This is a genomic window from Marinovum sedimenti (assembly GCF_054052205.1).
The window spans coordinates 139,988-165,068 of sequence record NZ_CM133223.1 but is presented as its reverse complement, the minus strand read 5'-3'; the positions used below and the strand labels follow the sequence as shown (position 1 = coordinate 165,068).

Below are 25,081 nucleotides of genomic sequence, written 5' to 3'. Positions count from 1 at the left end.
GCGGGCTGCCTTAGTTCAGGAAAATGGCCGTGGAAATTGCTCTGAAAGTGCTCGAAATCGTTGCGCCGGTGTTTTTGCTGGCGGCGGTGGGGTTCACTTGGGTCAAGCTTGGATTTGAATACCGGGTGGAGTTCGTCACCCGTCTGGCGATGTCGCTGGCGATTCCCTGTCTGATTTTCGTGTCGCTGATGCAGACCGAAGTCGCGCCTGCTGCGCTGGCAGCGCTGACACTGGCGAGCCTTGCGGCCTATGCGATGGTCACGCTGGTGATGTGGGGGATGGTGCGTTTCGGGCGGCTTGACACACGAACTTTACTCGCGCCGCTGATCTTTGGCAACACCGGCAATCTGGGCCTGCCGCTGGCGCTGTTTGCCTTTGGCGAGCTGGGACTGGGCTATGCGGTCGTGGTTTTTGCGGTCTCAGCGGTGATCCAGTTCACCTTTGGCATTTGGCTGGTGTCGGGCGGCGGTTCTTTGTCCAAGGTGGTGCGTGAACCGCTGGTTGCGGCGACGCTGCTGGGCGGGCTGTTCATGTGGCAGGGATGGGAAACGCCGCAGTTTGTCACCAATACGCTGTCGCTGATCGGGCAGATGGCGATCCCGATGATGTTGATCACGCTGGGCGTGGCGGTGGCACGGCTGCAGATCGGAGCACTGGCCCGGCCGCTGCTGCTGTCGGCGCTCAAGGTGTCGATCTGCGTGGTCTGCGGCATCGCTGCGGGGCTGTGGTTTGGGCTGGAGCCGGAGGCCTTTGGGGTGCTGATCCTGCAATTGGCCGCGCCTGTTGCGGTGACGTCTTACATGCTGGCCGAGAAATACGGCGCTGACAGCGAAAGCGTGGCCGGGCTTGTCGTGGTGTCGACGCTGATGTCGGTGGCGGCGCTGCCGTTCACGCTTGCCTTCCTGCTCTGAGTCTCTCCGGCACGCATGAAAAACGCCGGAGCTTGGCCCCGGCGCAGAATAGCATGTAACCGTCGCCCCAAAGCGGAGCCAAAATCTATTGATAGATTTTGAAAATTCCATCAATGGAATTTGCTCTTTGCCGAGAGCTCAGTCGAGAAACGCTTTTTCCACCACGTAATGCTGCGGGTTGGAATTCGCCCCTTCGACAAGACCGTAAGCCTCGAACATTTCCTTGAGCTCAAGGTTGAAAGCCAGGTTGCCACAGATCATCGCACGGTCTGTTTCCGGCGACAGCGGCGGCACGCCCAAATCGGCAAAGGCTTCGCCCGAGCGCATCAGATCGGTGATCCGGCCCATCTTGGCGCTCTCTTCGCGGGTGGTGGTCGGGTAATATTTGATCTTCTTCCAGAACCCTTCCCCAATCACCTCATTCAGCAATTCGTCGGTTTTCAGGCTCTCGATCAGCGCGCGGCCATAGGTCAGCTCACCCACTTCGCGGCAGGTGTGCGTGATTACGATCTCGTCGTAATCCTCATAGGTCTGCGGTTCGCGCAACAGCGAGGCAAACGGCGCAAAGCCGGTGCCGGTGGCAAAGAACCACAGCCGCTTGCCGGGAAGCAGCGCGTCATGCACCAGCGTGCCGACGGGCTTGGGCCGCAGGATAAGGTCATCGCCAACCTTGATGTGCTGAAGGCGCGAGGTCAGCGGGCCATCCTGCACTTTGATCGAATAGAACTCCAGCTCCTCATCCCAGGACGGCGAGGCGATGGAATAGGCGCGCAGCAGCGGTTTTTGCTTGCCGGTCTCGGGGTGCGGCTCGCCCATCAGGCCGATCATCACAAACTCGCCCGAGCGGAACCGCAACGATGCGGGCCGCGACACCCGGAAGGAAAACAGCCGGTCGGTCCAGTGGGTGACTTGCGTCACTTTCTGGGCGTCCGGCAGGGTCGGCACTTTGATGGCTTTGGCTTCGGTCACTTTGCTCAACTCTGTCATGTATCCTTTGCCGACCGATCAGGCCGACACCTTACCTTTAATCTGTGATGGGGCAGAGAGAAAGCGACGCGCTGTCGCGGCGCGCCCCCTTCTCGTGGTATCAACGGCTTAAACGCTGGCGCGCAGACGCGATTGGTAATCATGAGCCCGCCAATCGGCGCGGAACACCCATTGGTCTTCGGGCTGGCGCGCCGCCAGATCGGACGAGATTTCCACCTCGTCAAACCCGGCGCGCCGCGCCATCGCGTATTGATCGGCCAGCACATGGCCCTGCGCGCGCAGCCGCCCAACAAAGCCCTTGAGCCGCAACAGCCGCGCCAGCGTAAAGCCGCGCCCATCGGCGAAGCTCGGGAAATCCACCCGCACCATGCGCAGGGCGGTCAGATCGCCCAAAGCCGCAATGTCGGCATCAGAGCCAAGGTCCAAAACCCCTGCCCCGTCAAAGCCTTCGGTCCAGTCGTCGGCGGTAAAGCCGGTGTCGCGCACGATCACTGTATCACTCATGCTGCTTCTCCTTTTCGCACCATTTTGCCGTTCACAAAATGGATGCCACATTCTTCTTTGTCGGCCCCGCGCCAGCGTCCGGCGCGCGGGTCTTCGCCCGGTGCCACCTTGGAGGTACAGGGCGCGCAGCCAATGCTGGGATAGCCCTGCGCCACCAGCGGATGCCGCGGCAGTCGGTTTTCGTCCATATAGGCCGCAACGTCGCCCGGTGCCCAGAAGGCCAGCGGATTGACCTTGATGCGGCCGGTGCCGTCTTCGACCTCGAAAAATTTCATCTCGGCCCGCGTGCCCGATTGAAAGCGTTTGCGCCCGGTGATCCAGCCATCATAGCCCCCCAGCGCGTTTTCCAGCACCTCGGTTTTGCGCAGCGCACAGCAGGCGTCGGTGTTGTTCATGTGCAACGCGCCGTAAGGGTCGCGTTTGGCGACCTCGGCCTTGTCCGCGCGGATGATCCGCATGTTTTTCAGGCCAAGACGCTCGGCCACATCGGCCTGATACACCAGCGTCTCGGGAAACAGCATCTGGGTGTCGATGAACAGCACCGGCGTGGTGTTGTCCACCATCGCCACAAGGTGCAATAGCGCCACCGATTCCGCGCCAAAGCTCGACACCATGGCGATCTTGCCGAACTCTGGCCGCGACAGGGCCGCCGCCAGAACCGAGGTCGCGCCGTGGTGGCGGAACTCGGTGTTGAGCGTGGCGATGGTGTCGCGCAGGTCTTCTATGTTGGTCTGTGCGGTCAAGGGCTTTGCCTTTCGCGTAAACTCAGGGGAAGGCACCCGGAACGGGGCGGCCTTCTTTTTGCTGTCGGGACCAGATTGGACCTCAGGCCGCCTTTTCGTGCGCTTGCGGGTAAAGCAGCGCCTTGAACGGCTCTGCCCCCAGACGGCGATAGGCTTGAAGGAAGGTCTCGTCCCGGCTGCTGCGTAGGTCGAGATAGCCCACCACAAGCCGTTCAATCGCCGGCACGATGTCGTCCGCCGAAAAACCGGGGCCAGCACGGGTGCCGATGCTCGCGGTTTCGGTGCCGTCGCCGCCAAGGGTGATCTGATAGTTCTCTACCCCGGCCCGGTCGAGCCCGAGAATGCCGATGTGGCCGACATGGTGGTGCCCACAGGCGTTGATGCAGCCCGAGATCTTGATCTTCAGATCGCCAATCTCATGCTCCAGCTTCAGCTCGTCGAACCGGGTGGCAATCTCTTGCGCAATCGGGATCGAGCGGGCGGTGGCCAGCGCGCAATAATCCATGCCGGGGCACGCGATGATGTCGGACACGAGGCCAATGTTGGCGGTGCCCAGACCAGCGGTCTTCAGCGATTGATACAGCGCAGGCAGCGCGGCTTTGGCCACATGCGGCAGAATCACGTTCTGCTCATGGCTGATGCGCAGCTCGTCATAGCCATAGGTCTCGGCCAGATCGGCCATGACGCGCATTTGCGCGGCACTTGCGTCACCCGGCGTCTTGCCATGCGCCTTGAGCGAGATCGAGACGATGGCATGATCGGCACGGCGATGGGTTTCGATATTGGTGTCGACCCAGGAGCGAAAGCCGGGATCGTTGGTATAAGCGGCCTCAAAGGCGCCTGTGCCGGAGGATTTGAAATCGGGGGCGGCAAAATGCGTCTCGATCTCGGCCAGCATCTTTTGATCGACGCCGCCGAACTGTTCTTTAAGCACGGCAAAGCGCTCTTCGACCAGCTCTTGGATCTTTTCCAGACCATTCTCATGCACGGTGATCTTGATCCGCGCCTTGTACTTGTTATCACGCCGGCCCAGCAGGTTGTAGACGCTGACGATGGCCTCAAGATAAGGCAGCAGGTCCGCCTTGGGCAGGAAATCGCGGGCGATCTTGCCAATCATCGGGGTCCGGCCAAGGCCGCCACCAACGATAACCCGATAGCCGATCTCGCCGTCTTGTTCGACGATTTGCAAGCCGATGTCATGCGCCAGAACAACGGCGCGGTCATGCGGGCCGCCAGCGACAGCGATCTTGAACTTGCGCGGCAGGAACTGGAATTCCGGGTGGTCGGTCGACCATTGGCGGATCAGTTCGGCCACCGGGCGCGGATCTTCGATCTCATCGGCGGCGGCACCGGCGAAATGGTCGGCGGTGACGTTGCGGATGGTGTTGCCTGAGGTCTGGATGGCGTGCAGGTTCACCTCGGCCAGCGCATCTAGCATGTCAGGAATATCGTTCAGTTTCGGCCAGTTGTACTGGATGTTTTGACGGGTGGTGAAGTGGCCATAACCCTTGTCCCACTTTTCCGCCAAGACCGCGAGCATGCGCATCTGGGCCGAATTCAGCGTGCCATAAGGAATGGCGACGCGCAGCATATAGGCGTGCAGCTGAAGATAAACGCCGTTCATCAGGCGCAGCGGGCGGAATTCCTCTTCGGTGAGCGAGCCGTCGATACGGCGCTCTACCTGTCCGCGAAACTGGCGGTTGCGCTCGGTCAGAAAGGCGCGGTCGAAGTCGTTATAGCTGTACATGTCTTGATCCTTGCGTTGGGCTGGGCGCGAAATTTCATCAATGAAATTTGCAAAATCCGTTGACGGATTTTTTCAGCGCTCGGCCTGTTTGCCGTGGAAATAGTTGGAAGGTCCGGTGCGGCGGAAATCTTCGCGAAAGTGAGTGGGATGCGGCGTGCCGTCCTGCAGGGCGACATCGGCCAGATACGCGCCAACCACTTCGGCATGGCGGCCAGAGGCCTCGAGCAGCCGCACCTCGGCGTGGGCTTCATCGGTCAGCACTTCGGCTTCGGCCAGCGCCCGCGTCCAGCGGTCATCTTCGGTCAGATAGATCACATCGCCTTCGATCAGGGCGTTGGCGGTGACGACTTTGGGGGTAAATTGACGGGGCATCAGGCAAGCTCCTGGGTCAGCTGAATGTCGGTTTGGTCCAATCCTTGCTGCGCAAGGGCCGCTTCACGCGGGGCCAGACCATAGAAAGTGAGCGCGGGGCCATCGACCGAAGCCGCGGCAAGATCGGCGGGCAGATCGACAAGACAGGTTTCCACAATGCGCTGATTGGCGCGGCTGGCGTTCTCGACGAGGGTGATCGGGGTCGCGGGATCGGCGCCGTGCATCAGCAGGCGGCCTTGGATAAAGCGGGCGGATTTCTTGCCCATATAGATCGCCGCAACTTCGCCGTCGCGGGCCAGCGTGCGCCAGTCGTGATCGGCAAAGCCTTTGGTGTCATGGCCGGTCAGGAAGCGCACCGAAGAGTTGCGGCCGCGTTTCGTCAGGCTCTGGCCGATGGCGGCGACGGCGGCAGAGGCGCTGGTGATGCCGGGCACGATGTGCCAGCTGATCCCGGCGGCATCCACGGCGTCGATTTCCTCGTCCAACCGGCCAAAGACCGTGCTGTCGCCGGATTTCAGCCGAACAACCTGCGCGCCCTCGCCCGCATGGCGGACGATCAGATCGTTGATGTCGTCTTGCTTCATCGACGGGCCGAAGCCCTCTTTGCCCGCATCCAGCAGCACCGCCTCGCGGCGCGCCAGTTCGAGGATTTCGGGGCTGATCAGCCGATCGTGGATCACCACATCAGCCTCGTCAAGTGCGCGGCGGGCCTTGAGCGTCAGCAGTTCGGGATCGCCGGGGCCTGCGCCAACGAATGCCACATGGCCCGCGCGCGATGGGCGCGACAGGTGATCGCTCAGCAGGGTGTCGAGCGCTGCGTTCGCGCCAGTTTCGCCGCGTTCGTCAAAGGCACGGGGACCGGCGGCAAAATAGAAATCAGCCCAGAAGTCGCGGCGGGCCCGGCCCATCGGCAGCGCATCGGCCGCCTTGCGGAACGCTTTGCCAATACGCGCAAGCGGACCAAGCCGCACCGGCAGACGCGCCTCGAGATCGGCCTTGATCGCACGCGCCAGCACCGGCGCGGCGCCTTCGGTGCCGATGGCAATGGTGACGGGGTCACGGTCGACGATGGCGGGGGTGATGAATTCGCTGTCGTGCAGATTGTCGACGATATTGGCCAGCGCGCCCTCGGCCCGGGCAATCGCAGAACTGCGTGCATCCTCGGTGGCATCCTCGTCCGCGGCATAAAACAACCGCGCGCCCGCAATATCGCCCGCGTCCAGCGCACGACGCACCAGCACAAGGCGCGCCTCATCGGCCCATTTGACAATCTCAGCCACCGGCGCGGCGGCATACACCACAAGCGCGGCTTCGGTTTTCAGCAGCAGACGCAGCTTTGCAACAGCCGCATCGCCGCCACCAGAGACAACAACGCGTTGTCCGGCGAGGTTCACGAAGATCGGAAAATGCTGCATGACGGGCTCCTACGTGTTCTGGGTGATATATAGGAAATTTTCCCGTTTCTGCGCTAGTAGCTTGCGCCAATAAGGATATACGTTCTATCAATGCGCCAAACTGGAACGTTCGTTTCGCAAAACCTCGAAAGACAGAAACATGGCTCGGATTGACGACACGGATCGGAAAATACTCAAGGCCCTGCAGGAAGACGCCAGCCGGTCCTTGGACGAAATCGCCAAGGTTGTGGGGTCTTCCAAGACGCCGGTGTGGAACCGGATCCGCAAAATGCGCGAGGCCGGGATCATCGGCAATCAGACGGTCTACCTTGATGCCGAGAAGCTGGGGTTCGAGGCGTGTTTCTTTGTGCTGATCCGCACCTCCGAGCATGATGCGGCCTGGCAGAAGGCGTTTCTGAAAGCGCTTCAAGAGCGGCCCGAAGTGCAAGAGGCGCATCGGCTGGCGGGCGATATCGACTATATCCTGAAGGTCCGGGTGGCCAATGCGCGGGCCTATGACACCTTTTATCAGGCGCTGATTTCAGAGGTGAAAGTGCACAACGTCACAGCGCTGTTGTCGATGGAAGAGATCAAGTCGACCACCGCACTGGCGCTGTAACAGGGCCCGATCCATCAATGGATCGGTGCCGATCTGTTGACAGATCGGAGTTACGCCAAGTCCGCCATGAGCCGCGCCTTTTCACCGGGATCGCCGGGTTTCGAGATCGCTTCGGCCAGCGCCTCAAGGCTTTCGATGCTATGCCCCGCGCGGAAGGTATCGACATGCGGCAGCATGGTGCGGATGCCCAAGGCCTTGGCCGCGAAGCCATCCCAGCGCAGAAGCGGATTGATCCACAGCAGATGCCGCGACGACAGGTGCAACCGCTCCATCGCCTGCTCCAGCCGCTCAGGATCGCCCCGGTCCAACCCATCGGTGATCAACAGCACCACCGCGCCCTGCCCCATCACCCGGCGGGACCAGTCGCGATTGAAGTCGTGCAGGCATTGGCCAATCCGCGTGCCGCCCTCCCAATCCTGCGCCTCTGCCCCGGCAGCGGCCAAGGCGGCATCAACATCGCGGGTTTTCAGGTGGCGGGTGATATTGGTCAGGCGGGTGCCAAAGGTGAAGGCATGCACCTTGGCCCAGCCCGCGCCCTTTTCGTTCGAAACCGCGTGCAGGAAATGCAGGATGGTGCGGGAATAGGTGCTCATCGAGCCGGAAATATCGCAGATCACCACCAGATTGGGCCAGCGCAGGCGCGGCTTTTTCAGCGCCAGTTCATGCAGCTGCCCGCCCCGGCGCATCGACAGCCGCAGGGTCTGGCGGAAATCATAGCGGTGGCCGGTGTGGCTGGCGCGGGTCCGTCGGGATTTGATCGGCGGCACCGGCAGGGTCAACCGCGCCAGCATCCGTTTGGCGCGGGCCATTTCGGCGGTGCTCATCTGTTCGAAATCGAGGCTGCGCAGCTTTTCCTCTGATGACATGGTCATCGAGGCGTCAATCTCGATCTGCGTCTCGTCCTCGCGCGCCTCCGGCTCTTCTTCGGGGATCGGCAGATCAGCACCATCGAGCAGCGCCTCGGCAGCGCGTTTCTCAGCCGCCTTGGCGTTGCGCTCTTCCTGCACGCCGCGCATGGCGGGCAGCATGAGCGACATCATATGCTCCATATACCGCGGATCGCGCCAGTAGAGCCGGAAGATCTGGGCGAAAACAATGCGCTGTTCGGGTTTATTGACAAAGCAGGCGTGCAGCGTCCAGTAGAAATCCACCTTCTCGGTAAAGCCCGCAGCTTCGACCGCCCGGATCGCCTCGATCACCCGGCCCGGCCCGATTGGCAGGCCCGCCTTGCGCAGAGCGCGGGCGAAATGGGTGATGTTGTCGGTCAGAGCCGGGTTGTCGGGAAGCTCTAGCGGGGCGTATTCTGGCATGGTGATCCTCGGGAGCTTTGGCCCGGCCGGTCTGAGTTACGTGGTTGTCCGATAGGCACGACGACGCAGTCCTGCGATACCCCACCGACGTCAGTACAGTGAAGCCGCCCGGCGGTGATGGCAACCTGCTGTTAAAATGGCACGTTTTGTCGACGTTCCGTTCCTTCCCGAAAACGCGATGCTCAGCGATGGGCAAAATGATCGCAATAGATCTGGCGAACGTCTGTCTCTTTGCAGACATCGGCCAAACGCATGCATCCCCTGCCGCCAACTGCCGCTCGGTCGAAGGATATTCCTAACACCGCTCAATGAACATGGGACAAAGGTGGGGTGCCGATCCCTAGCGAGGGTCGATTTTGCAACGATGGAACAAGGCGATTGACAGGCCCGCGCTTGATACCGTGGCCTGCGCCATTTGGCTGAGGGGGTTGCGGATTTGCGCTGGGCAAGAAGCGAAGAGCGGCTGAGGGGTTTGCGGTTTGCGAGATCAAGGAAGGCCGCGCAAAGCTGACGGCCTTCTACCAGGCCTGTGGAACGGTCTTTTCCAAGCCCGTAGCCCAAGAACTCTTCCCTGAAAGCACCCGGGCCCTCGACCTCAAAACTACGCAATAGCGAACGCTAAGGTGGTGCGCAGACCTCCCGGCTTTTTGCCTCATGCCGGCATGCCTGCTCATCACCTAATCGCCTTTTCAAGTTAGGCCCAGAAGGAAGATCACAATGATCTAAACTTCCAAATGAGATAAACGAGCGACCCACGCTTGGTAATTCTAATTACCGCAGGTTCGCGCGCCAGCTTCCCGATAAGTCACTTGACCGGGAACTTGCCGCGCTGGAGCGTTTTGATGCTTGGAACCTGCGCGAAGATTTCAGCAAGTACCACATCAAAAGGGCGAAGGGCTTTCGCATCCATTTGGAGCAGGCCCAGGGTGCATCAGGCCAGTCTTTAAGCAAGCTCTCCGTGCGCGATCTTGGCAACTCTGCGTGAGTTCAAACTCGGACCCTCCCAGCAGGATGGCCGTCGCAGCCGGATTAGAGCATCGGACGCCGATGACTTAAACCTCTCCCGCCGAGATGAAGCCGAAGCGCGGGCCGCGCCGCCAGATCTCGCGCCCAGCATAAAGCTAGCAAAGCGGGCGCTTGAGACGATGCCCGCGACTTGTCCCCGGGAAAAGCGCGACAAGGCGGTCTTTGAGCTGCTGTGCCTGATTTTTGAACAGCGCAACCTGGCGCGTGCTGCGAGAACCAATGTGAGAACAGGCCGCCAGTAGAAATATTTAATTGATCTTTTTCAGCGCACGAAGCTGAAAATGTGGCGGAGGGGATGGGCCTGATATCCAACCTTCTCCGGTCGTTAAGGCATTGGTATTGCTTGGTTTATACTAGCTACCGCATGCCAGTCCCACCGAAACGCCATCAGACAAGCGCGATGTCCGCCCGGCCTCCTTGGGCCAGGAGCGAGTTGTTTTGAGCCGAAGCACTCTCCATTCTTACCAATACCTCCATCGAAAGCAGATCGACGTTCGTTCCGAGGAACGTGCCTGCTACCGGCGTGACCTGCGCGATGTTCCGGGCCACAGCGAGCGGTATCAGGTTTCCGGACCCGACGCTCCGGTTCGTTGGATCAAAGGAAATCCAACCAGCACCGGGGATGAATATTTCGACCCATGCATGGGTAGATCCAGAACCCGCCGACCCAACGAGGCCTATTTCGGGATCGGAGAGATAGCCCGAGACGATGCGGGCCCCGAGGCCAAGACGGCGGACTGCCTCTGCAAGCAGGACAGCGAAATCGCGGCACGAGCCCCATCCCCTGTCGAGTGTCTCGATCGGCGACTGGGTGCCTTCGTCGTCGCGGCTCTGGTAGGAAATCTGCGAGAACACGCCATTGCTGATGTCCTTCAGCAGAGACAGCGTGTCGGTCGGGCGTGCCATGACAAAGCCCTCGATCCATCTGGCAAGGCGGCCATCGACGTCATCGTATTGCGGCACCGTCAACGCACCCAGGTCCGTCCATTCGTCGGCGGCGTAGACAAAGGGGTACTGGGCGGCCGCTGCAGCGATGGCAAAGACCGGCCAGGCTGGCGCGGTCAGTTCCACGGTGGCGCGGCTTTCGATCACCAGATGATCTGTCGGACCGTCAAAGATGGCGGTGCCGATCGCGTTGCCGGCCACATCATGCGCCCAGGTTACGGTCGCCGTCGGGGTAATGGAGACCTCGTGGGAGAAAAGACGCAATTCCCGCGTTTCGCGGGGACGCAGCATCACCCTGTGCGGTCCGAGAGAGACCGCCTGACGGTATCGGTAGGTTGTAGTGTGAACGATGTCGAGGCAGGGCAAAATGGGGTCCAGTGTGGTTCGAGGAAGACGGCACGCACGTCGATGCGGATCAGCGGCGGCGTGATGACCCGGAGCTATCGGGCACGGCGTTTCGCCAGGCGTTCAATCCCTTGCAGCGCCTGCAGATCCGCTCTCCGAACCCTTCGCTCCAGAACAGGGTTTCGCACCGCAGGCATTGGCGTTCCTGCGGAACGTCGCGCCGAGCCCTTACGGTCACGGTGTATGGCATTGCGCCTTCGGCCATGGCCCTGCCCGACATCAAATCTGTCCCGCTAAGTGGCGGCTGCGCGATCGCGACAGCGTTTCCGATCTTGAAGGCATTCCTTCGTTCTCGGCGGCCCGGATTGACGCATCGTCCCGCGTTCTTTGGGTGGTCGTCGCTGACGCCGGCCCATTTAGATCGGGATCAGGCGTCCCACGCTCAGAATAGAGATTTCGCAAATGCGCCTCGGAGACGCCATCGGCCTTCATCACGAGGCGCACCATCGGATCGGCCAGCATTTCCTCGAGAAAGAGGTCGGACAACGCCTTGCCCGTCAACTTATCCCTCGCGCGTGCGTGGTCGAGGTCGGCAAGGGAAACGGTCAGGGCTCGCGCAAGACCGGGATGCGATATTCGGGGATGAAGCTTCACCAGGACGGAGGCCTTCCAAGCTGCGGGATCCTTTTGATCCGGGGGTGAAACCAACTCCGTTTCGATCTCGTACTCTCCCGCCGGGAGCGTCTCGTTGAAGCCAGGTACAGTGAACGGTCGGGCGAACACCGCGACAGTCTTGCTCGTCAGATCTTCCATTGACGTGTTCCTCCATGCTGCTGCGGGTGGTTCGCGCCCCCTTTGAGAATGGGGCGCGCGGCTTGTGTGCGTCTCAAGATGTCTTGGATTTCGCTGGCGCTTCCTTGCCAGCGGCATTGGACTCGTTCTGCTTGGCAGGGGTCTTCGCTGTTTCGGCAGGCCTCAGCTTCATTGCGGCCGCAACCCGAGCTGTCAGGTCCTTGAAGGACATGTCATCGATCCTTTGATTGGCCGGAGCCAACTCCTCATCCATGATGGACCGGGATGTTTGACATCGGTACTTTACATATGGGGATTGGCGACGTGATTTACGATGGTGTATCGAAAAGGAGGCCAAGATCATTCAGGCCAGTTCATCCGTCCAGACCTTGAATTCCGTTAACGTATTTTCACCGAATGTCTGGGTCAGCGGTACATCGGCGGCATCGCGCCCGCGCGCGATCAGAATTCTCGCAAACCTCGGCTTGTTGTTGCGCGGGTCGAACATGTGCCATTCACCAGCGAGAAAGACCTCCATCCATGCGGCGAAGTCTCCAGGCGGATGCGGGAGAGGTTCACCAATGTCGCTCAGATATCCGGTGCAGTAGCGGGCCGGAATGTTCATGCAGCGACACAAGGCGATGGCGAGATGGGCAAAATCGCGGCAGACGCCCTGTCGCTCAGCCATCGTCTGCGATGCGGTGCGCGTCGCTTTCGCCTGCATGTAGTCGAAGCGGACATGCCCATGCACGAAATCGCAGATCGCCTGAACGCGGGACCAACCGGGTTCCGTGGTCTCGAAAAGACGCCAGGCTTCCTCTGAAAGAAGATCGGTATCGCAGTACCGGCTGCCCTGCAGGAACACGAGCGTATCGGATGGCAGATCCTGGACCGCGTGCTGTTGCGCGTCGGGAAAAACGGGATCGGGCCGGCCCGTGTCGCGGAAGATGCCATCCGTCGACAGGGAGAAGTCGCCCGCCGGAGCCAAGAGGCGCGTACACCAGTTGCCGAAGCCGTCCCGATAGCTTTCGAGCGGCACGCTCGGCGACGTTACGAGATAGTCGGCGCCCTCCAGATCGCCAAAGCGTGAGTAGTGGACGTTCAGCAGCGCGATCAGCGGCGTCGGCTGGGGGAAGCTGTATCGCAGACGACATCCTATGCTAACGCACATGCCAGACGCGCGGCCGCGGCTTGTCATGTCACGATCACCGTCCAAGGATGCACGCCTCTTCGGAGAGCCGGAAGTCCCGGTTGACCGCGGCCATTTTCAGGATTCTAGAAATCGTCAAGTTCTGGGACCTTCCCAAGCCTTACGAGGAAGCTCGGTTCGCCAACTTCTCCACTGGCTGGATCTTCAGTCACCATGTAGGCGTCCGCGCCTGCGCAATCCTCTGATTGAGCCTCTCGTTCGGCTCTGTTTTGTGCTTCTGAAGCTGTGGAATATTCAAGTTGCTTTGCAATTTTCAGGCCAGTCTGCCCGTTGCGCCCAGCTTTCATTTCAACATAAGTCTGGCAGATATAGTGGATTTTTTCTGGGGATCGCTCTGCGTTTGTCATGGATGGTTCCTTGTGATCGGCAGGGACGTCTGGAAGTTCTGGGAGCAGCCCTGGCCGATCTCATCCTGATTGAAGTGACCATTTCCCGGCGGCGCACATCACGCAAACATAGCCGCCGAAGTTCAACTACCGGGTCGAAGCAGCTTTCGAGCGACGCGATTTAGACGCTGCTGAATTTTTGGTTACAGGTGGTGTGTTTGCTTCTCTTTCAAGGCGGTCGTTGCGCAGTCGGGAATTCTTGGCGTCACGTTGTTCCGTTTCTTCGTCGACCATTTGTCTGACGACACGCGTCGTCTTTTCCATCGGGGTTTCCGGTTTAGAGTCATACACTTTGAACAGATTGCTTTTTGTGAGTTTCGTCAATTTTCAGTTTCCTTTGTGGCTTAGGGACGGCCGGACCAAGCGAGGTCTTTCAAACCAGCGCCAAGTGATCGACCTTGCCTTGGGTGCGCCGTGATGATCGTGTGATTGGATCACCCAACAGTGTCACTTCGATGTCTGGTGCAGCCATGGCACGCATCAACGCATTGTAATTCATCTGGAATCTTACCTCGGAACCCAGCGTCGGCGGGGTGCCGGGCATTCCAATGACAAGATGATCGCTGGTTGCACCGATCAATGTGTTTCCAACAGGCATTGAAAGCCCAAGAATATCGGTGTCCTGATGTCCCATCGCGAGGATCATGCGCTTGGAAACACCACTGGCGTGCGCGATGCGACGTCTTGCCATAGTTGGATTGACCAGAGCGATGGCGGAAGGCGCAGGTTTTGAACCCGTTTCAATGACTTCTGCGACAAGCGTAAAGGCGTCTGTGTACATCCCATCGATCCGGTCGCCAGACACTGGCTCAACACCCAGTAGGATCGCCTCACCCAGACGAAGGTCGTTGACGCGACCCGTCGCGTGTTCGCCAAGTGCCCAGGGCAAGTTGGCTGAGTTGCCACCAGAAACAATCTTGAGGAACGGGCCACATACCCCCTCGATCTCATTCGCGAGGTCGCAAAAAGCGGCCATTTGAGACGCAGTAGGGGCGATCCCGCTCAGACAGGCAAAGTTCGCGCCAATCCCTCTCAATGCAACCCCTGACATTTGCATGACCTGCTGTGCAATACCTTTTAGGTTCTCGGGTAGTATCCCGTCGCGCAGATCACCCATTTCGACCATGAGGACGATACCGTGGACGGAACGATTGCGGATCGCGGCAGCAGCCAGCGCCGAAATGACCGAAAGCTCTGTGTTATAGCTCTCTTCGCAGGACTGAACGACTTGGTCGGCCTGGCTTAACATCGGCGTACGGATCAGAGTGATAGGGCCTGTCATGCCTGCCGAACGTAGCCTTTGCACATTGCGGACACGTGCATCTGCAAGCCCGGCTGCCCCACCATCGAGCATGGCCTGAGCGATCGCTGGATGCCCACAGACAGCCTTGGTCACGCCTGTGACGCCGATCCCACGCGGGCCTAAGCGCTTAACAAGGGTCTGCGTGTTGCGACGTATCTTGCTGAGGTCCACCTCGATGCGCGGGCAGCTCATATCGCGGCCACAGACGGCCTTTGTGTCAAACCGGGGTATGCGGCGAGTACCATCGCAAGCAGATTTGCAGCCGGTCGGGCCAACGCATCGGTAACGGGCAACCCGAGTTTGTGGGATTGGGCCGCGATGGTGGCGGTGATTTCGGCCTCTGTCATGCCTTCGTGATTGAGGGTGACACCGATGACCTTTGTGTCGGCAAAGGCCTCGATCAAGGCAATCTCACTTGACGATGTGGGCATTGGCATACTGGGAAAATCGCAGCGATGTGCGCGTTTTGGCGCGTGCTGAAGGATGACAGCATCTGGCTGGCTGCCCCGCAGAATAAATGCCGATGTGCAGAACGCCGGATGGCTCAGTGCGCCCTGACCTTCGATCAAAATGACATCGGGTTGTTCAGCTTCAGAAGCCGCAACAATCGCGCCTTCAAGCTCGCCACAGCAGAACTGGGGTGGCACGGCATCCATTGCGACACCGTATTTCGCGCCCTGCATCAGGCCGGTCTGGCCCGTGCCGACAAGCACCGTCTTGATACCGTTCGCATTCAGGGCGCGTGCCAAAACGGTCGCCGTCGTTCGCTTACCGATGGCGCAATCGGTCCCAAGAACTGCAATCCGCAGAGCTTTGACACCACCGACACTGCCATCGAATAACCGCATGTCTTTGCTGGGTTTCGGCTTGCGGATGTCGCGGATCGTGACATTCCGTTCAGATGCGGCGTTGGCTATTTCACAGTCATCGCTTAGATATTCATGCAGCCCGCTAACGATGTTCATGCCAAGCTCAATTGCATTTAGAACAACGCCTCGATCCGCAGGTGAAAGCCGCCCCGTTGAAGGGGCCATCCCATAGATCAACGTATCGGGAATGACGGCTTCATGGGCAACTGCGGCATCCAGATGACCAAAGATCGGTATGTGGTTCACGGCATTGTCAAGAACGGTTCCGCTGTCTTGTCCGCCATAGGTGCTGTCGATGACAGAAAGGATTCGATACGCCTCTGAATGGCGCACAAGGCCATTTGCTGTCTTGCCGTCGATTTGCGCGAAGTTCCCCTCGCAATAGACGACTGCCGATGGTGGCGCTGTGACCTGCGTGATTGACGTCGCATGTTTGGGTTCGCTATGGGTCATTGGTGGCGCTTGCGCGCCCCTGACAGGACGGCGGATGGTGTCGACGGTTTCAGATTTGGCTTGCATTGTAGTTCCCTTTTTTGGTCGGCACGGAGGACAGTACTGTCCTCACCTGCGCATTTTGAAGTCGGCGTTGCCGCGCGGTGCGCCTAGTTTTTGAGCACGCACAGACCTTTTGATTTTTGGAAGTTCCTGTCGCATTCCCAGCGATTTTCCGACCGGTCCAGATGGGCATGTGCAGGGATGTCTATAGCTTCGCAGCTTTGGCCGGCGACCGCATATCCGCGTTCGCACTTCCAACCGGTGCCGTAGGTTGCACCGTCAAAGTAAGCATTCGCAGGGATCACGACAGCCTCACACAGATCGGCTTGTTGGAAAAAACCGCGTTCACATGTCCATGGCTGACCGTATCCTGATCCGTTCAGATAGGCGTTTGCCGGAACCGCAATGGCTGTGCACGTGTCGCCAGTTGCTTCAAACCCACGTTCGCACGTCCACGTCGAGCCATATGAGGCATCTGCCAAGTATGCATTCGCTGGCAGGACGATCTCCTGACATGTGTCATCGACCTTGATGTAGCCGCGCAAACAACGCCACCGTTCGCCTGAGGGATCCAAGAACCCACCCTCAGGCACCTCTACTGCTACACATGCAGTTTCGTCGGTCCTGCGAAACCCATGCAGACATTCCCACCCGGAACCGTAGGACCGGTTCGTGTCGTATGCGTTTTGCGGCACGATCACAGCGACGCAGGCATTTTCGTTCAGCCTGAACCCAACGTTACATTCCCATCCATCACCATAACTTTTAGCACTGGCGTTCTCTGGCATTGGCTGACTGGCGGTTTGGGCGAATGTAGGTAGTGCAAACAGCAGGACTGCGGTAATCGACCCTATGATTAGGACCATGATTGTTGGTATATCCGCTGCGACATGGGCACTGTTTGATTGCTGAAGTCGCAGCTCCGATAACGGAGATTTACGATCCATCTAACTCAAGCCCCGCAAGGCAGGCGTCTGCCAGATCCCGGCTTGGGGCATCAGTGCCCGGCAATGTGGCCCAGCCGGTTTCCATCATGGCATTGCGCCGCTGAAAGCTTGAAGCTTCTTGCAGTGTTGCCAGTTTTGCAGTGCGTTCTGCATCGGCTTCTGACAGATTTACACAAACTGGCACCATCGCCAATGTGACTTCCTCAGCCGCAAAGCTTTGGGCCATCTCGTCCGCACTGCCTGCGGTTGTCCAGCCACCCCAAGTGAAGCCAAGAATTGAGATAGCAACCGCGCCAACCAAGGCACCGTAAGCACCGGGTTTCGTCCATTCGGGAAATGTCATTTTCGATCCTCTGGCGGAGAAAGCGCCGCATCGCTGTGATAGTTCGTCTCGGTCGCGGCCTGATCCCGGCTCAGCGCCTCCATCAGGTCGTTTTCAGAAATCGCGCGCAACTCTGTACGTCCGGCATGGTTGCCCCTGCCGCGCACCGTCAAGTAGGTCGCCGTCCGTCGGTAAGCCTCGAAGCTCAGCCCCTGGAGAAGCTCCTCTTCGACGAGAACTTCGTAGTCGCCCGCAGGCAGTTTGCCGGGATAACCCGGCAGCGTGAACGCGTTCGAAAACGTCACCGTCGATCTGGTCGACCGCATGTTCATCTTTGGTCACCACGATGTTGGCAGATACGTCGCTCACCACTGGTGACGGTCCCGTGAAGTCAGGGACGGACCAGTCGAACGATTTCTCCCCTTGTACCTCGGGATCGTCGCACTGACGCTGACGCATGTTAGTCCCGGGCACCGAACCGGTTGCGACCTTCCTGGGGGCAGTCGTCCGCACTGACCTGTGTAAGGGCGGCGAGACCGACCTGCGCGTATCCTTTGGAAAACAGGGGCGATCTGCGTTCCTGCAACCAAGGAATGGAATGACAATGGCCGCCCCCAATGTTCTCAAACCACACCCGCCCGAGTTCGAGCGATTTCTCTATGCGTCGGTCGGGGAGGACCGGAACGGATATGTCGTCACGGTTCTCTCCACGCTCGCGCGACTCGGCCTCGATCCATGGAAAGAAACCGCTGAGTTGGTCGCGCTGGGGCGCGATGCCGCGCGATCCCGGTTGGGAAAGCTGCTTGCTCGATTTCCGGATGTTCCCACGCTCGAAAGCGATCACCGCAGGGTCGCAGGAGACTTGAGCCAGCTGCTTCCGGAAAGCCCCCCGTCGCAGACCCTGAAGCGAGCTGCCTCGACGGTGGCCGTTGGCCGCCCGGGTACAAGCGGCGCGATCTGGGCCGTGCTCGCAATCATCTTTGTGCTGTTTCAGATGTTTATGGTTGGCGGGTCGGGGTCTGGCGAATGACCGTTTCCGCTCAGACATCGACGCCAATGGGTCATTCAGCGCACAAGACCGGGACGCTATCGCCGCACGAACAGAGCGTTCTATGGGACATGGAGGAACACTTCTGGACCAGTGGCGCGGACAACGCGCGGGCGACGACAGCAAACAACGCCATCATGATCTTCCCTTATCCAGCCGGCATCCTCCAGGGTGACCAGATCTGGACCCATCTAAAGCAGAGCACCGGCTGGCGCTCCGTGGCCATGGCCGAACGTCGCGTCACGCGGTGTCATGACATCGCCATTCTGACCTACCGTGTCTCGGCGGAGAAAGCCGACATATCGATCTACAAGGCACTCTGCGCCTCAACATACCTCAACGATGACGACACCTGGCTGAGGATCTCCCACCAGCAAACCATTGTGGCCTGAGTGCCGCAACCTCATTCGACCTGCCGCACGCGCCGGGGCTAACCTGCGTCAGTGCGGCGAGGCGCTGACATCGGCTAGGTGAGATGTGCCCGCCGAATATTTGGTGGGCATTTTTTTAAAGTACCCGAGAAGCGTGCGGGCGTGCCGAACCCGAAAGGGTCGGCATGTTGGCGCGCTTCTTATTTTTCGGAACGTCCATGAAAGGACATTCCCAATGACACCCGAACAGACAAAGACAGCCGACAAGATGATGTCAGTGAAAGCCGCCTGGGACAAGGCACCCTCGGGCCCGAAGAAGGACTCGGCGCTTACGCATTACCAGGCAGCTGAGAAGGCAAACACGGCGAAGAACGACGCCGAGACCAACAAGGAACTCGACGCGGCGACCCACGCCCTCGCCTAACCGCTCGCGTCTGACGTGATCACCGGGGCCGCCTGCCGAAAAAGGGAGGGCGGCCCTCTCATTTCAGGAGCGGTCCGATCTGATCTAGATAGGCCGGATCGAATTCGGCAAGGTCCACCAGACGGTCATGATCATGAATTGTAACATGACCGTCCCGGAAGGTGACACACCCACTCTCGCGAAGCTGCCGCAGGACCCGGTTCACGTGAACCGCACTCAGACCCAGGGCATCGGCGAGGTGGTATTGCGTCAGAGGACAGTCGTACCCTTCCCTGCTTCCCATGCCCACCAGCGCCAGGCGCGATGCCAGCTCCAGGAGAAAATGCGCCATCCGAGCGTCCGCATCACGCCGACCGATCCCGACGAGATGTTCCACGACCATCGCCTCGTCCCTTGACGCCGCCCAGAGAATTGCGGTCGCCAGGCGTGGGGTCTGCGCGAACGCGTCCAGAAGGTCGCTCGTCAGCACTTCGGCAGCCTCGATGTCCACGATAGGCTCGAAACTGTGGTCCGAGGTGCGCAAGAGAACGCTCCGCAACCCCAGGAAATCCCCGGGCACTTGGAAATCCACGATCTGCCGCGTCCCGTCGGCCTGTAGCTTGTAGGAACAGACCCAACCCGCGGACAGAATATAGGCGGCCTGAGACGACTGGCCCTGATGCACCATATCGGTCCCCGCAACGAAGGATCGACGGCGCTGGTGCAGTCGTTCAAGCACGGCCAACTCGACATCAGACAGGGCGACGAAGGCCGAAAGCTTGCGGGTAAGGGGGCTGTGTTCAACTGATGTCATGGGGCCTCCCGGCGTGCTTTGACCCAAGAGCTGAAATCGGCCCGGGCACTGCTCTGGATCAGTCCAGTATAGAGCACTTCATGCGAGAAGTGCGGACGCATGTGAACCTCACCTTTCCCCGGTTCACGATGCCACGAAAGGAAACCGGATGTCCACGGCGAGCGAACATGCAGGCCAGGCTGCCCTATCGATCTGCGAGGCGCTCCTGCTTGCCTTGAACGATCGCGGACTGCTTCCAGAGCACGAGATCTTGGGCGTTCTTCGCGACGCTGCGGCCACGCACGAGAACGCCGTCGGCACCGAACTCGAAACGGAGAGGCATCGCGCCGTCGCGGACTTGATCAACGCGATCATCGCTGGCGGCAACTCGGTTCGACGCTTGTGAAGTCGAGCTTCAACGAACTGCAGGAGCATTTATGGATATCAATTGATTGGAAGCTGAAAGACTAAGACAACACGCAGGACCAGGAGAAATTCAAATGTCCAAGGGCGACAAGCAACGTGGCAACCGAGAAGCGAAGAAGCCGAAAAAGGTGAAGGAAAAGGTCGTTGCAACAGCAGACTTCACGAAGGGCAAAGCCTTGACCAATCTTGGCGAGCACAAGAAGAAATAGGTCGCGGCCCAAGTCCCTGCATATCACTGGAGACAGAGCCAGGCGGAGGGGGGAGACGTGGCGACATGCTGCATCGGGCAGACTCTGGCCCCCAGGAAATCGACGATATAGGTTGCCGGAGAAATGCGTAATGCGCGACATCGATCGAGAAGCCGCGACTTAGCGAATGCAACCGCGTGCCTGATCTCGCATCACTGCAAAGTCGCTCAGCATCTCCGCGATCGCCGACCGCCTGGCAGCAGGGCCAGTTCCTCGGCCGCCCTCTCCTGAAACTTCTGGCTGTACTCGACAACGGGCGGACACGCCCCGAGCCCGCGACGGTCAGAACTAACCGTCGCGCAGCCGCTCAGCAAGGTCGCCCCGATCACGAGGACGGCGAGCCGCTGCCTCCAGCATCCGGCGTTGAGTTTCATTGGCCTTCTCCGTGTTTTCGAGACGTTCAGCGATCCGCCCAACGCGCTCACCGGTGCGGTGGATCGACAGCAGGAACAGAAGGATGGCCAGCGTGATTGCACCGTAGCGAAGCGCGGCCCTCGCCGATCCGCTCCGACGAGACCGGACAGTTGCGTATCCTGACTGAAGTCGTCGTCATCGAGGAACTGGCATGTAATGCCTTTTCGGCGATCGCACGCTACGGGACCTCCGACGTCGATGTGGTCACGCGGCTGGTAGACACAATGGGCAAGTTGAGCCGGTCATTCTCGCCCACAGCGCGTGGAGCCATCATGGCGCTCAATGAACAGGTGCTTATCGAAAGCGAGAACAACGCTTCTCTGAATTTTGATCGGAAAGCGCTTCAAGAAATGCTGCGTATTCAGAGATCATGAAGCGCTGTCGTCGGTGACATTCTTTGAGCTGCGCCCTGGACACAAGACACTGCCTCCTTGTCTGAACCGAGAAGGAACAGCTTGCCGGGGGCTTGGTAGGCGCTCTCAACTTCCGTTCGACCCGGCAGGAATGGCGGCATGCGCACCGCGCAACAGAAAAACAGGAGGAGCGACAATGAACTCGAACGAAATGGGCTACGGAATGGGGTTTGGCTGGATCACATGGATCCTGATCCTTGTTCTCGTGGTCTTGGCCATAGCCGCCTTGGCAAAATATCTTCGAAAATGAATGAAAGGACTTCGCAATGACCTATACTATCAATCGCAATTTCTCCGGCGCAGATATCGACGACATCGACACCCGCACGCGCAAAGCGCTTGCGGAGCATAGCTTTGGCGTCCTGACCGAGATCGACGTCAAGGCGACGATGAAAAAGAAGCTCGATGTCGAGATGCCAGCCTATCGCATCCTGGGCGCCTGTAATCCGAAGATGGCGCATCAGGCGATCGGGATCGAGCCACGCGTCGGCGCGATGCTGCCCTGCAACGTCATCCTGCGCGAGGTCGAGGGCGGAGTGGAGGTCAGCGCCATCGATCCGGTGGCGTCGATGCAGGCAATCGAGAACGCGGAATTGACGACCGTCGCGGGAGAGGTCCGCGACCTTCTGGCGAAAGCCATCGCGTCGATCTGAGATGAATCTGCGTGCAATCATCCTCGTGGCGCTGTCGATCCTCGGGATCGCCCTGCTCGGCGTCTGGCAGTTCGCGCCGTCGGTGTTCACCGAGGCGCGCGGACTGATGGACGGCGAGCGTCTCGATATGCTGGTCGCGCGCGCTGGCATCTGGGGGCCGGTTTTGATTGTCACGCTCATGACCGTCGCTGTCGTGGCGAGCCCGATCCCGAGCGCGCCGATCGCGCTGGCCGCCGGGGCCGCCTACGGACATCTCTGGGGAACGGCGTTTGTGGTGATCGGCGCTGAGCTTGGCGCCCTGATCGCGTTCGGGCTCGCACGTGTTCTCGGACACGATGTTTTGCGGCGGGTGTTTGGCGAAAGGGTCGACGCAGGCCTGCTCGGATCGCAGACTGCGTTGACGGCGACGGTTTTTGGCAGCCGCCTGATGCCCTTCGTGTCCTTCGACATGATCAGCTACGCCGCCGGGCTCAGCCGACTGCATGCTTGGCGCTTCGCGCTCGCGACACTGGCCGGGATCATACCGGCAAGCTTCCTGCTCGCCCATTTCGGTGGCGAGGCGGTCAGCGGGGATCTCGGGCGGGCGACATGGGCGGTCCTTGGCCTCGGCCTGGTCACCGGATTGCCTCTGCTCTGGGTGGCGACCCGACGCAAAACCCAAAAGGAACTCTGATGGCGGACGCCTACAAGAAAGACAGCATCACCCTCCTCGGCGCTATCGCGATGGGCACCGGCGTGATGATCGGCGCGGGTAACGTCGGCCGGGCCATCATCCTGTCCATCGCGATCTGCGTGGTCGTCTATCTGCTTGTCGCCTTCGCGGTCGGTTCCAGCCTTCCGCTCGACCGCATAGTGGCGTCCAAGGACTACGCGCTGGCCGAAGCAGCCCAGCCCGCCCTCGGCCAGACCGGCTTCTATCTGACGGTGGCACTGGCGCTGGTCGCCACGGCGTCGGGTCTGATCGCCAGCGTGTTCGCGGTGTCGCGGATGCTGGCGATGCTGACCGACATGAAGATGATCCCGCACAGCCATTTCGGAATGCCGGGCACGATCAAGGACCATACGCTCGTCTACACTGTCGTGATCGCAGGCCTCCTTCCACGCGCGCAAATCCGTGCCGCATTCGGCCACCAGCTTCAAAGCCAGCGACGGCCCAAGGCCATGGATCTGCGTCAGGTCCGTGCCCAGCACCCCGTAAAGTGCAGCGCGCACATCGAAAGACGGCGCGTTGTGCTGCTTGCACTTGATCCGTGCCTTGGGCAGTGGGGCCAGATCTCCATCTGCCTTGGCAGTCAGCGCTCCGACCGCCGTCTCGAGCCTGCGGTCGCATGCTTCGATCTGCGATTTGTAGAAATCGTAAAGTTCCAGCGACTGTGTCAGGGCAAAGACATGCTCCTCACGGTCGTTGCCGACCAGCGCGGCCTTGATCGTGTCCATAGAGGATTTGCAGCGAACATCCCGGAACGCGGCGAGAGCCTCCGGATCACGCTCGCCAGCGACGATGGCGCGGATGATCCGCATACCGGTCCCGCCTGTGATATCGGAGACGACATGATGCAGTTGCAGGTTCATCTCCATCAGCGCCTTCTGCATGTGTTGGATGTGAGCGGCGGCATATTCTGTCAGGCGTTCGCGCTGGCGCATATAGGCGCGCAAGGTGGCGATCTCGGCCTCAGGCCGAAAACTGCCACGCAACAGACCATAGGAGTGTAGCTGACGCAGCCATCCGGCATCGCTGACATCGGTTTTGCGGCCAGGCACATTCTTGGCGTAACGGGCGTTCACGAGGATGACCTCGAAGCCATTCGCTTCCAAGATCTCGAAGGCCGGTATCCAGTAAACGCCGGTCGACTCCATGGCCACGCTGGTGACACCGCACGACCGGAACCAGTCGGCAAGGTCGTGCAAATCTTGTGTGAATGTCCCAAAGGCGCGCACTGGCATGATGTCGGTGTCAGGGTTCACAGCCGCCATGTGCATCGTCGAGCCGATGTCGATCGCGGCCGCATTGGGATTGACCATCTTCAAGTCCGGGTGGCCACCGGATTTACGCTTCGTCATGGCACCTCCTCCGTTCAAGGCGAAGGGCGTGGGCTATGCAAGTTCGTCATCTTCCTAACCGGGATCACCGCGATGGCGGCGTCACCACTCTCAAGTGCGCATCAGCCCATGTGCCACGTTTTTTAACGGGGTCCAGCCCACCAATAAGCCATCGGCAACTGCCCTTCAGGCGCAGCATAGCACAGGCTGTTTATACTGCGCACAGGCGGGCTGCGGCCGGGAACGGTTTTTTAAGATCTCCCTCTCCTCCTTGAGGAGCCTGATCTCGCGCCGAAGCCGATCATTCTCTTTGGCGAGGTCTAAATCCTCTTTGGAAACCACGTCTGTATCTCGGTGCGCGGTGATCCATTTGTTCAGCGTTGACATGCCAACACCCAGATCGTCAGCCACCTGCTTACGTGTTAGCCCACTGGTTAGTGCGATACGAACCGCATCTTGGCGGAATTCGTCCGTCCGTTTCAGTCCCATAGTCAATCTCCTTTGTTGCAGTAAATGCTATCAAAGGAGCGGCATCAAACCGCGACAGGTCCAGGTCGGCCACGCTCAGGCTCAGAATGGCGGTCCTGTCTTTGTGCCCAGAGACGTCTTCAGAAATGTCAGCGACGGTCCGATCTTTTTCCGATAATGCTTTCCAGCGCATGTTTCATCTTGACCGCTGCGCCCTTCGCGGCCTGTTCGACAGTTGCAGCCGACTCCTTGACGACCGTCGGCTGCAGCCCCTCGAGCCGCGCCTCCAACATGCAATGCATCTCATCCTGGCCGGTCTTGTTGGCGTTGGCGTCACTCAGATGGACCTCGATCCTGGTGATGTGGCTTTCCATGTTGGCCAGATCGCGCTGAACCAGATTTGCGATGTGGCTCGTCAGGGCCTCGCTTCCGTCGATGCTGTTGTCGGTGCTGACTTCGATATGCATTTCGTGCTCCCTTCAAAAATGTCCTGACCCAAAATGGGGTTAATGCTCTTCACAGGCAGTCTATCGCACTCCTTCAGGTCGCGAACTGTCACGGATCAGTTAACTGAACA

Annotated in this window: 30 protein-coding genes and 3 pseudogenes; 11 read left to right on the top strand and 22 right to left on the bottom strand. The window is 59.8% G+C overall.

Annotated elements, in window-relative coordinates:
* The first annotated feature begins 29 nt into the window (after positions 1-29).
* Entirely contained in the window at positions 30-911 is an 882-nt protein-coding gene (locus tag ACW9UO_RS00850; protein ID WP_457087138.1) for an AEC family transporter, read from the top strand.
* Positions 912-1,049: 138 nt separating this feature from the next.
* Here ACW9UO_RS00850 and ACW9UO_RS00845 read toward each other — a convergent pair whose 3' ends face one another.
* From ACW9UO_RS00845 to cysG, 6 genes are all read right to left on the bottom strand, one after another.
* On the bottom strand, positions 1,050-1,898 hold the full coding sequence (locus ACW9UO_RS00845) for a ferredoxin--NADP reductase (protein ID WP_457087137.1): 849 nt from the start codon (positions 1,896-1,898) through the stop codon (positions 1,050-1,052).
* Positions 1,899-2,006: 108 nt separating this feature from the next.
* Entirely contained in the window at positions 2,007-2,402 is a 396-nt protein-coding gene (locus ACW9UO_RS00840; protein ID WP_457087136.1) for a DUF934 domain-containing protein, read from the bottom strand.
* Positions 2,399-3,145 carry a phosphoadenylyl-sulfate reductase gene (locus ACW9UO_RS00835; RefSeq protein ID WP_457087135.1) on the bottom strand — a complete coding sequence of 249 codons (747 nt, stop codon included), beginning with the start codon at positions 3,143-3,145 and terminating at the stop codon, positions 2,399-2,401. Before ACW9UO_RS00835 ends, ACW9UO_RS00840 begins: the two co-directional genes overlap by 4 nt.
* Before the next feature lie 82 nt (positions 3,146-3,227).
* Positions 3,228-4,892, bottom strand: coding sequence for a nitrite/sulfite reductase (locus ACW9UO_RS00830; protein WP_457087134.1), 1,665 nt, complete (start codon positions 4,890-4,892; stop codon positions 3,228-3,230).
* 72 nt (positions 4,893-4,964) lie between these two features.
* On the bottom strand, positions 4,965-5,264 hold the full coding sequence (locus tag ACW9UO_RS00825; protein WP_457087133.1) for a DUF2849 domain-containing protein: 300 nt from the start codon (positions 5,262-5,264) through the stop codon (positions 4,965-4,967).
* Positions 5,264-6,679 (bottom strand): siroheme synthase CysG, encoded by a 1,416-nt coding sequence (gene cysG, locus ACW9UO_RS00820; RefSeq protein WP_457087132.1) that lies wholly within the window; start codon positions 6,677-6,679, stop codon positions 5,264-5,266. Before cysG ends, ACW9UO_RS00825 begins: the two co-directional genes overlap by 1 nt.
* A gap of 139 nt (positions 6,680-6,818) precedes the next feature.
* Here cysG and ACW9UO_RS00815 point away from each other — a divergent pair, with 139 nt between their 5' ends.
* Positions 6,819-7,277, top strand: a complete 459-nt coding sequence (locus ACW9UO_RS00815) for an Lrp/AsnC family transcriptional regulator (protein WP_457087131.1) — start codon at positions 6,819-6,821, stop codon at positions 7,275-7,277.
* Positions 7,278-7,327: 50 nt separating this feature from the next.
* Here the strand turns inward: ACW9UO_RS00815 and ACW9UO_RS00810 are convergent, their stop codons facing one another.
* The 12 genes from ACW9UO_RS00810 to ACW9UO_RS00755 all read right to left on the bottom strand — a co-directional run bounded on the left by ACW9UO_RS00810 (position 7,328) and on the right by ACW9UO_RS00755 (position 17,559).
* Entirely contained in the window at positions 7,328-8,587 is a 1,260-nt protein-coding gene (locus tag ACW9UO_RS00810) for a vWA domain-containing protein (protein ID WP_457087130.1), read from the bottom strand.
* Positions 8,588-10,000: 1,413 nt separating this feature from the next.
* Positions 10,001-10,924 carry a transglutaminase family protein gene (locus ACW9UO_RS00805; RefSeq protein WP_457087129.1) on the bottom strand — a complete coding sequence of 308 codons (924 nt, stop codon included), beginning with the start codon at positions 10,922-10,924 and terminating at the stop codon, positions 10,001-10,003.
* A gap of 258 nt (positions 10,925-11,182) precedes the next feature.
* The gene (locus ACW9UO_RS00800) at positions 11,183-11,716 is read right to left on the bottom strand and encodes a hypothetical protein (RefSeq protein ID WP_457087128.1); all 534 of its coding nucleotides are present in this window, start codon (positions 11,714-11,716) and stop codon (positions 11,183-11,185) included.
* 73 nt (positions 11,717-11,789) lie between these two features.
* The gene (locus ACW9UO_RS00795; RefSeq protein WP_457087127.1) at positions 11,790-11,969 is read right to left on the bottom strand and encodes a hypothetical protein; all 180 of its coding nucleotides are present in this window, start codon (positions 11,967-11,969) and stop codon (positions 11,790-11,792) included.
* Between the two features lie 90 nt (positions 11,970-12,059).
* Positions 12,060-12,866: a transglutaminase-like domain-containing protein gene (locus ACW9UO_RS00790; protein WP_457088579.1), complete on the bottom strand. Its 807-nt coding sequence runs from the start codon at positions 12,864-12,866 to the stop codon at positions 12,060-12,062.
* A 104-nt stretch (positions 12,867-12,970) separates the two neighbouring features.
* Positions 12,971-13,252: a hypothetical protein gene (locus tag ACW9UO_RS00785; RefSeq protein WP_113913424.1), complete on the bottom strand. Its 282-nt coding sequence runs from the start codon at positions 13,250-13,252 to the stop codon at positions 12,971-12,973.
* A 126-nt stretch (positions 13,253-13,378) separates the two neighbouring features.
* A complete protein-coding gene (locus ACW9UO_RS00780) occupies positions 13,379-13,615 on the bottom strand; it encodes a hypothetical protein (RefSeq protein ID WP_457087126.1) in 237 nt (78 codons plus the stop codon).
* Between the two features lie 49 nt (positions 13,616-13,664).
* Positions 13,665-14,786 carry an alanine/ornithine racemase family PLP-dependent enzyme gene (locus ACW9UO_RS00775; RefSeq protein WP_457087125.1) on the bottom strand — a complete coding sequence of 374 codons (1,122 nt, stop codon included), beginning with the start codon at positions 14,784-14,786 and terminating at the stop codon, positions 13,665-13,667.
* Positions 14,783-15,982, bottom strand: coding sequence for a DUF1611 domain-containing protein (locus ACW9UO_RS00770; RefSeq protein WP_457087124.1), 1,200 nt, complete (start codon positions 15,980-15,982; stop codon positions 14,783-14,785). Before ACW9UO_RS00770 ends, ACW9UO_RS00775 begins: the two co-directional genes overlap by 4 nt.
* Before the next feature lie 83 nt (positions 15,983-16,065).
* Positions 16,066-16,905 carry a hypothetical protein gene (locus ACW9UO_RS00765; protein ID WP_457087123.1) on the bottom strand — a complete coding sequence of 280 codons (840 nt, stop codon included), beginning with the start codon at positions 16,903-16,905 and terminating at the stop codon, positions 16,066-16,068.
* Complete coding sequence (locus ACW9UO_RS00760; RefSeq protein ID WP_457087122.1) at positions 16,895-17,248, bottom strand: hypothetical protein; 354 nt, start codon at positions 17,246-17,248, stop codon at positions 16,895-16,897. The genes ACW9UO_RS00765 and ACW9UO_RS00760 overlap by 11 nt, the downstream gene beginning before the upstream one ends.
* A complete protein-coding gene (locus tag ACW9UO_RS00755; protein WP_457087121.1) occupies positions 17,245-17,559 on the bottom strand; it encodes a hypothetical protein in 315 nt (104 codons plus the stop codon). The genes ACW9UO_RS00760 and ACW9UO_RS00755 overlap by 4 nt, the downstream gene beginning before the upstream one ends.
* 272 nt (positions 17,560-17,831) lie before the next feature.
* Between ACW9UO_RS00755 and ACW9UO_RS00750 the strand changes: the two genes are divergently transcribed.
* From ACW9UO_RS00750 to ACW9UO_RS00740, 3 genes are all read left to right on the top strand, one after another.
* Positions 17,832-18,257, top strand: a complete 426-nt coding sequence (locus ACW9UO_RS00750) for a hypothetical protein (RefSeq protein ID WP_457087120.1) — start codon at positions 17,832-17,834, stop codon at positions 18,255-18,257.
* The gene (locus tag ACW9UO_RS00745) at positions 18,254-18,667 is read left to right on the top strand and encodes a hypothetical protein (protein ID WP_457087119.1); all 414 of its coding nucleotides are present in this window, start codon (positions 18,254-18,256) and stop codon (positions 18,665-18,667) included. Before ACW9UO_RS00750 ends, ACW9UO_RS00745 begins: the two co-directional genes overlap by 4 nt.
* A gap of 214 nt (positions 18,668-18,881) precedes the next feature.
* Positions 18,882-19,070, top strand: a complete 189-nt coding sequence (locus tag ACW9UO_RS00740) for a hypothetical protein (protein WP_457087118.1) — start codon at positions 18,882-18,884, stop codon at positions 19,068-19,070.
* 58 nt (positions 19,071-19,128) lie between these two features.
* Here ACW9UO_RS00740 and ACW9UO_RS00735 read toward each other — a convergent pair whose 3' ends face one another.
* The gene (locus ACW9UO_RS00735) at positions 19,129-19,863 is read right to left on the bottom strand and encodes a Crp/Fnr family transcriptional regulator (RefSeq protein WP_457087117.1); all 735 of its coding nucleotides are present in this window, start codon (positions 19,861-19,863) and stop codon (positions 19,129-19,131) included.
* A 148-nt stretch (positions 19,864-20,011) separates the two neighbouring features.
* Between ACW9UO_RS00735 and ACW9UO_RS00730 the strand changes: the two genes are divergently transcribed.
* From ACW9UO_RS00730 to ACW9UO_RS00705, 6 genes and pseudogenes are all read left to right on the top strand, one after another.
* Positions 20,012-20,248 carry a hypothetical protein gene (locus tag ACW9UO_RS00730; protein WP_457087116.1) on the top strand — a complete coding sequence of 79 codons (237 nt, stop codon included), beginning with the start codon at positions 20,012-20,014 and terminating at the stop codon, positions 20,246-20,248.
* A 94-nt stretch (positions 20,249-20,342) separates the two neighbouring features.
* Positions 20,343-20,477 (top strand): hypothetical protein, encoded by a 135-nt coding sequence (locus tag ACW9UO_RS00725; RefSeq protein ID WP_093164402.1) that lies wholly within the window; start codon positions 20,343-20,345, stop codon positions 20,475-20,477.
* Between the two features lie 509 nt (positions 20,478-20,986).
* Complete coding sequence (locus ACW9UO_RS00720) at positions 20,987-21,304, top strand: DUF2254 family protein (RefSeq protein WP_457087115.1); 318 nt, start codon at positions 20,987-20,989, stop codon at positions 21,302-21,304.
* Positions 21,305-21,609: 305 nt separating this feature from the next.
* A complete protein-coding gene (locus ACW9UO_RS00715; RefSeq protein ID WP_457087114.1) occupies positions 21,610-21,996 on the top strand; it encodes a DUF302 domain-containing protein in 387 nt (128 codons plus the stop codon).
* A gap of 1 nt (position 21,997) precedes the next feature.
* Positions 21,998-22,669, top strand: a complete 672-nt coding sequence (locus ACW9UO_RS00710; RefSeq protein ID WP_457087113.1) for a TVP38/TMEM64 family protein — start codon at positions 21,998-22,000, stop codon at positions 22,667-22,669.
* Between the two features lie 80 nt (positions 22,670-22,749).
* Positions 22,750-23,094 (top strand): annotated as a pseudogene (locus ACW9UO_RS00705) (amino acid permease); the annotation flags it as partial.
* On the opposite strand, the pseudogene ACW9UO_RS00700 reads toward ACW9UO_RS00705, so the two are convergent.
* From ACW9UO_RS00700 to ACW9UO_RS00690, 3 genes and pseudogenes are all read right to left on the bottom strand, one after another.
* Positions 23,086-24,057 (bottom strand): annotated as a pseudogene (locus tag ACW9UO_RS00700) (IS110 family RNA-guided transposase); the annotation flags it as partial. The pseudogenes ACW9UO_RS00705 and ACW9UO_RS00700 overlap by 9 nt on opposite strands.
* Positions 24,058-24,270: 213 nt before the next feature.
* Positions 24,271-24,525, bottom strand: a pseudogene (locus tag ACW9UO_RS00695) (transposase); the annotation flags it as partial.
* A 128-nt stretch (positions 24,526-24,653) separates the two neighbouring features.
* Positions 24,654-24,971 (bottom strand): HPF/RaiA family ribosome-associated protein, encoded by a 318-nt coding sequence (locus tag ACW9UO_RS00690; protein WP_457087112.1) that lies wholly within the window; start codon positions 24,969-24,971, stop codon positions 24,654-24,656.
* Positions 24,972-25,081 lie beyond the last annotated feature (110 nt).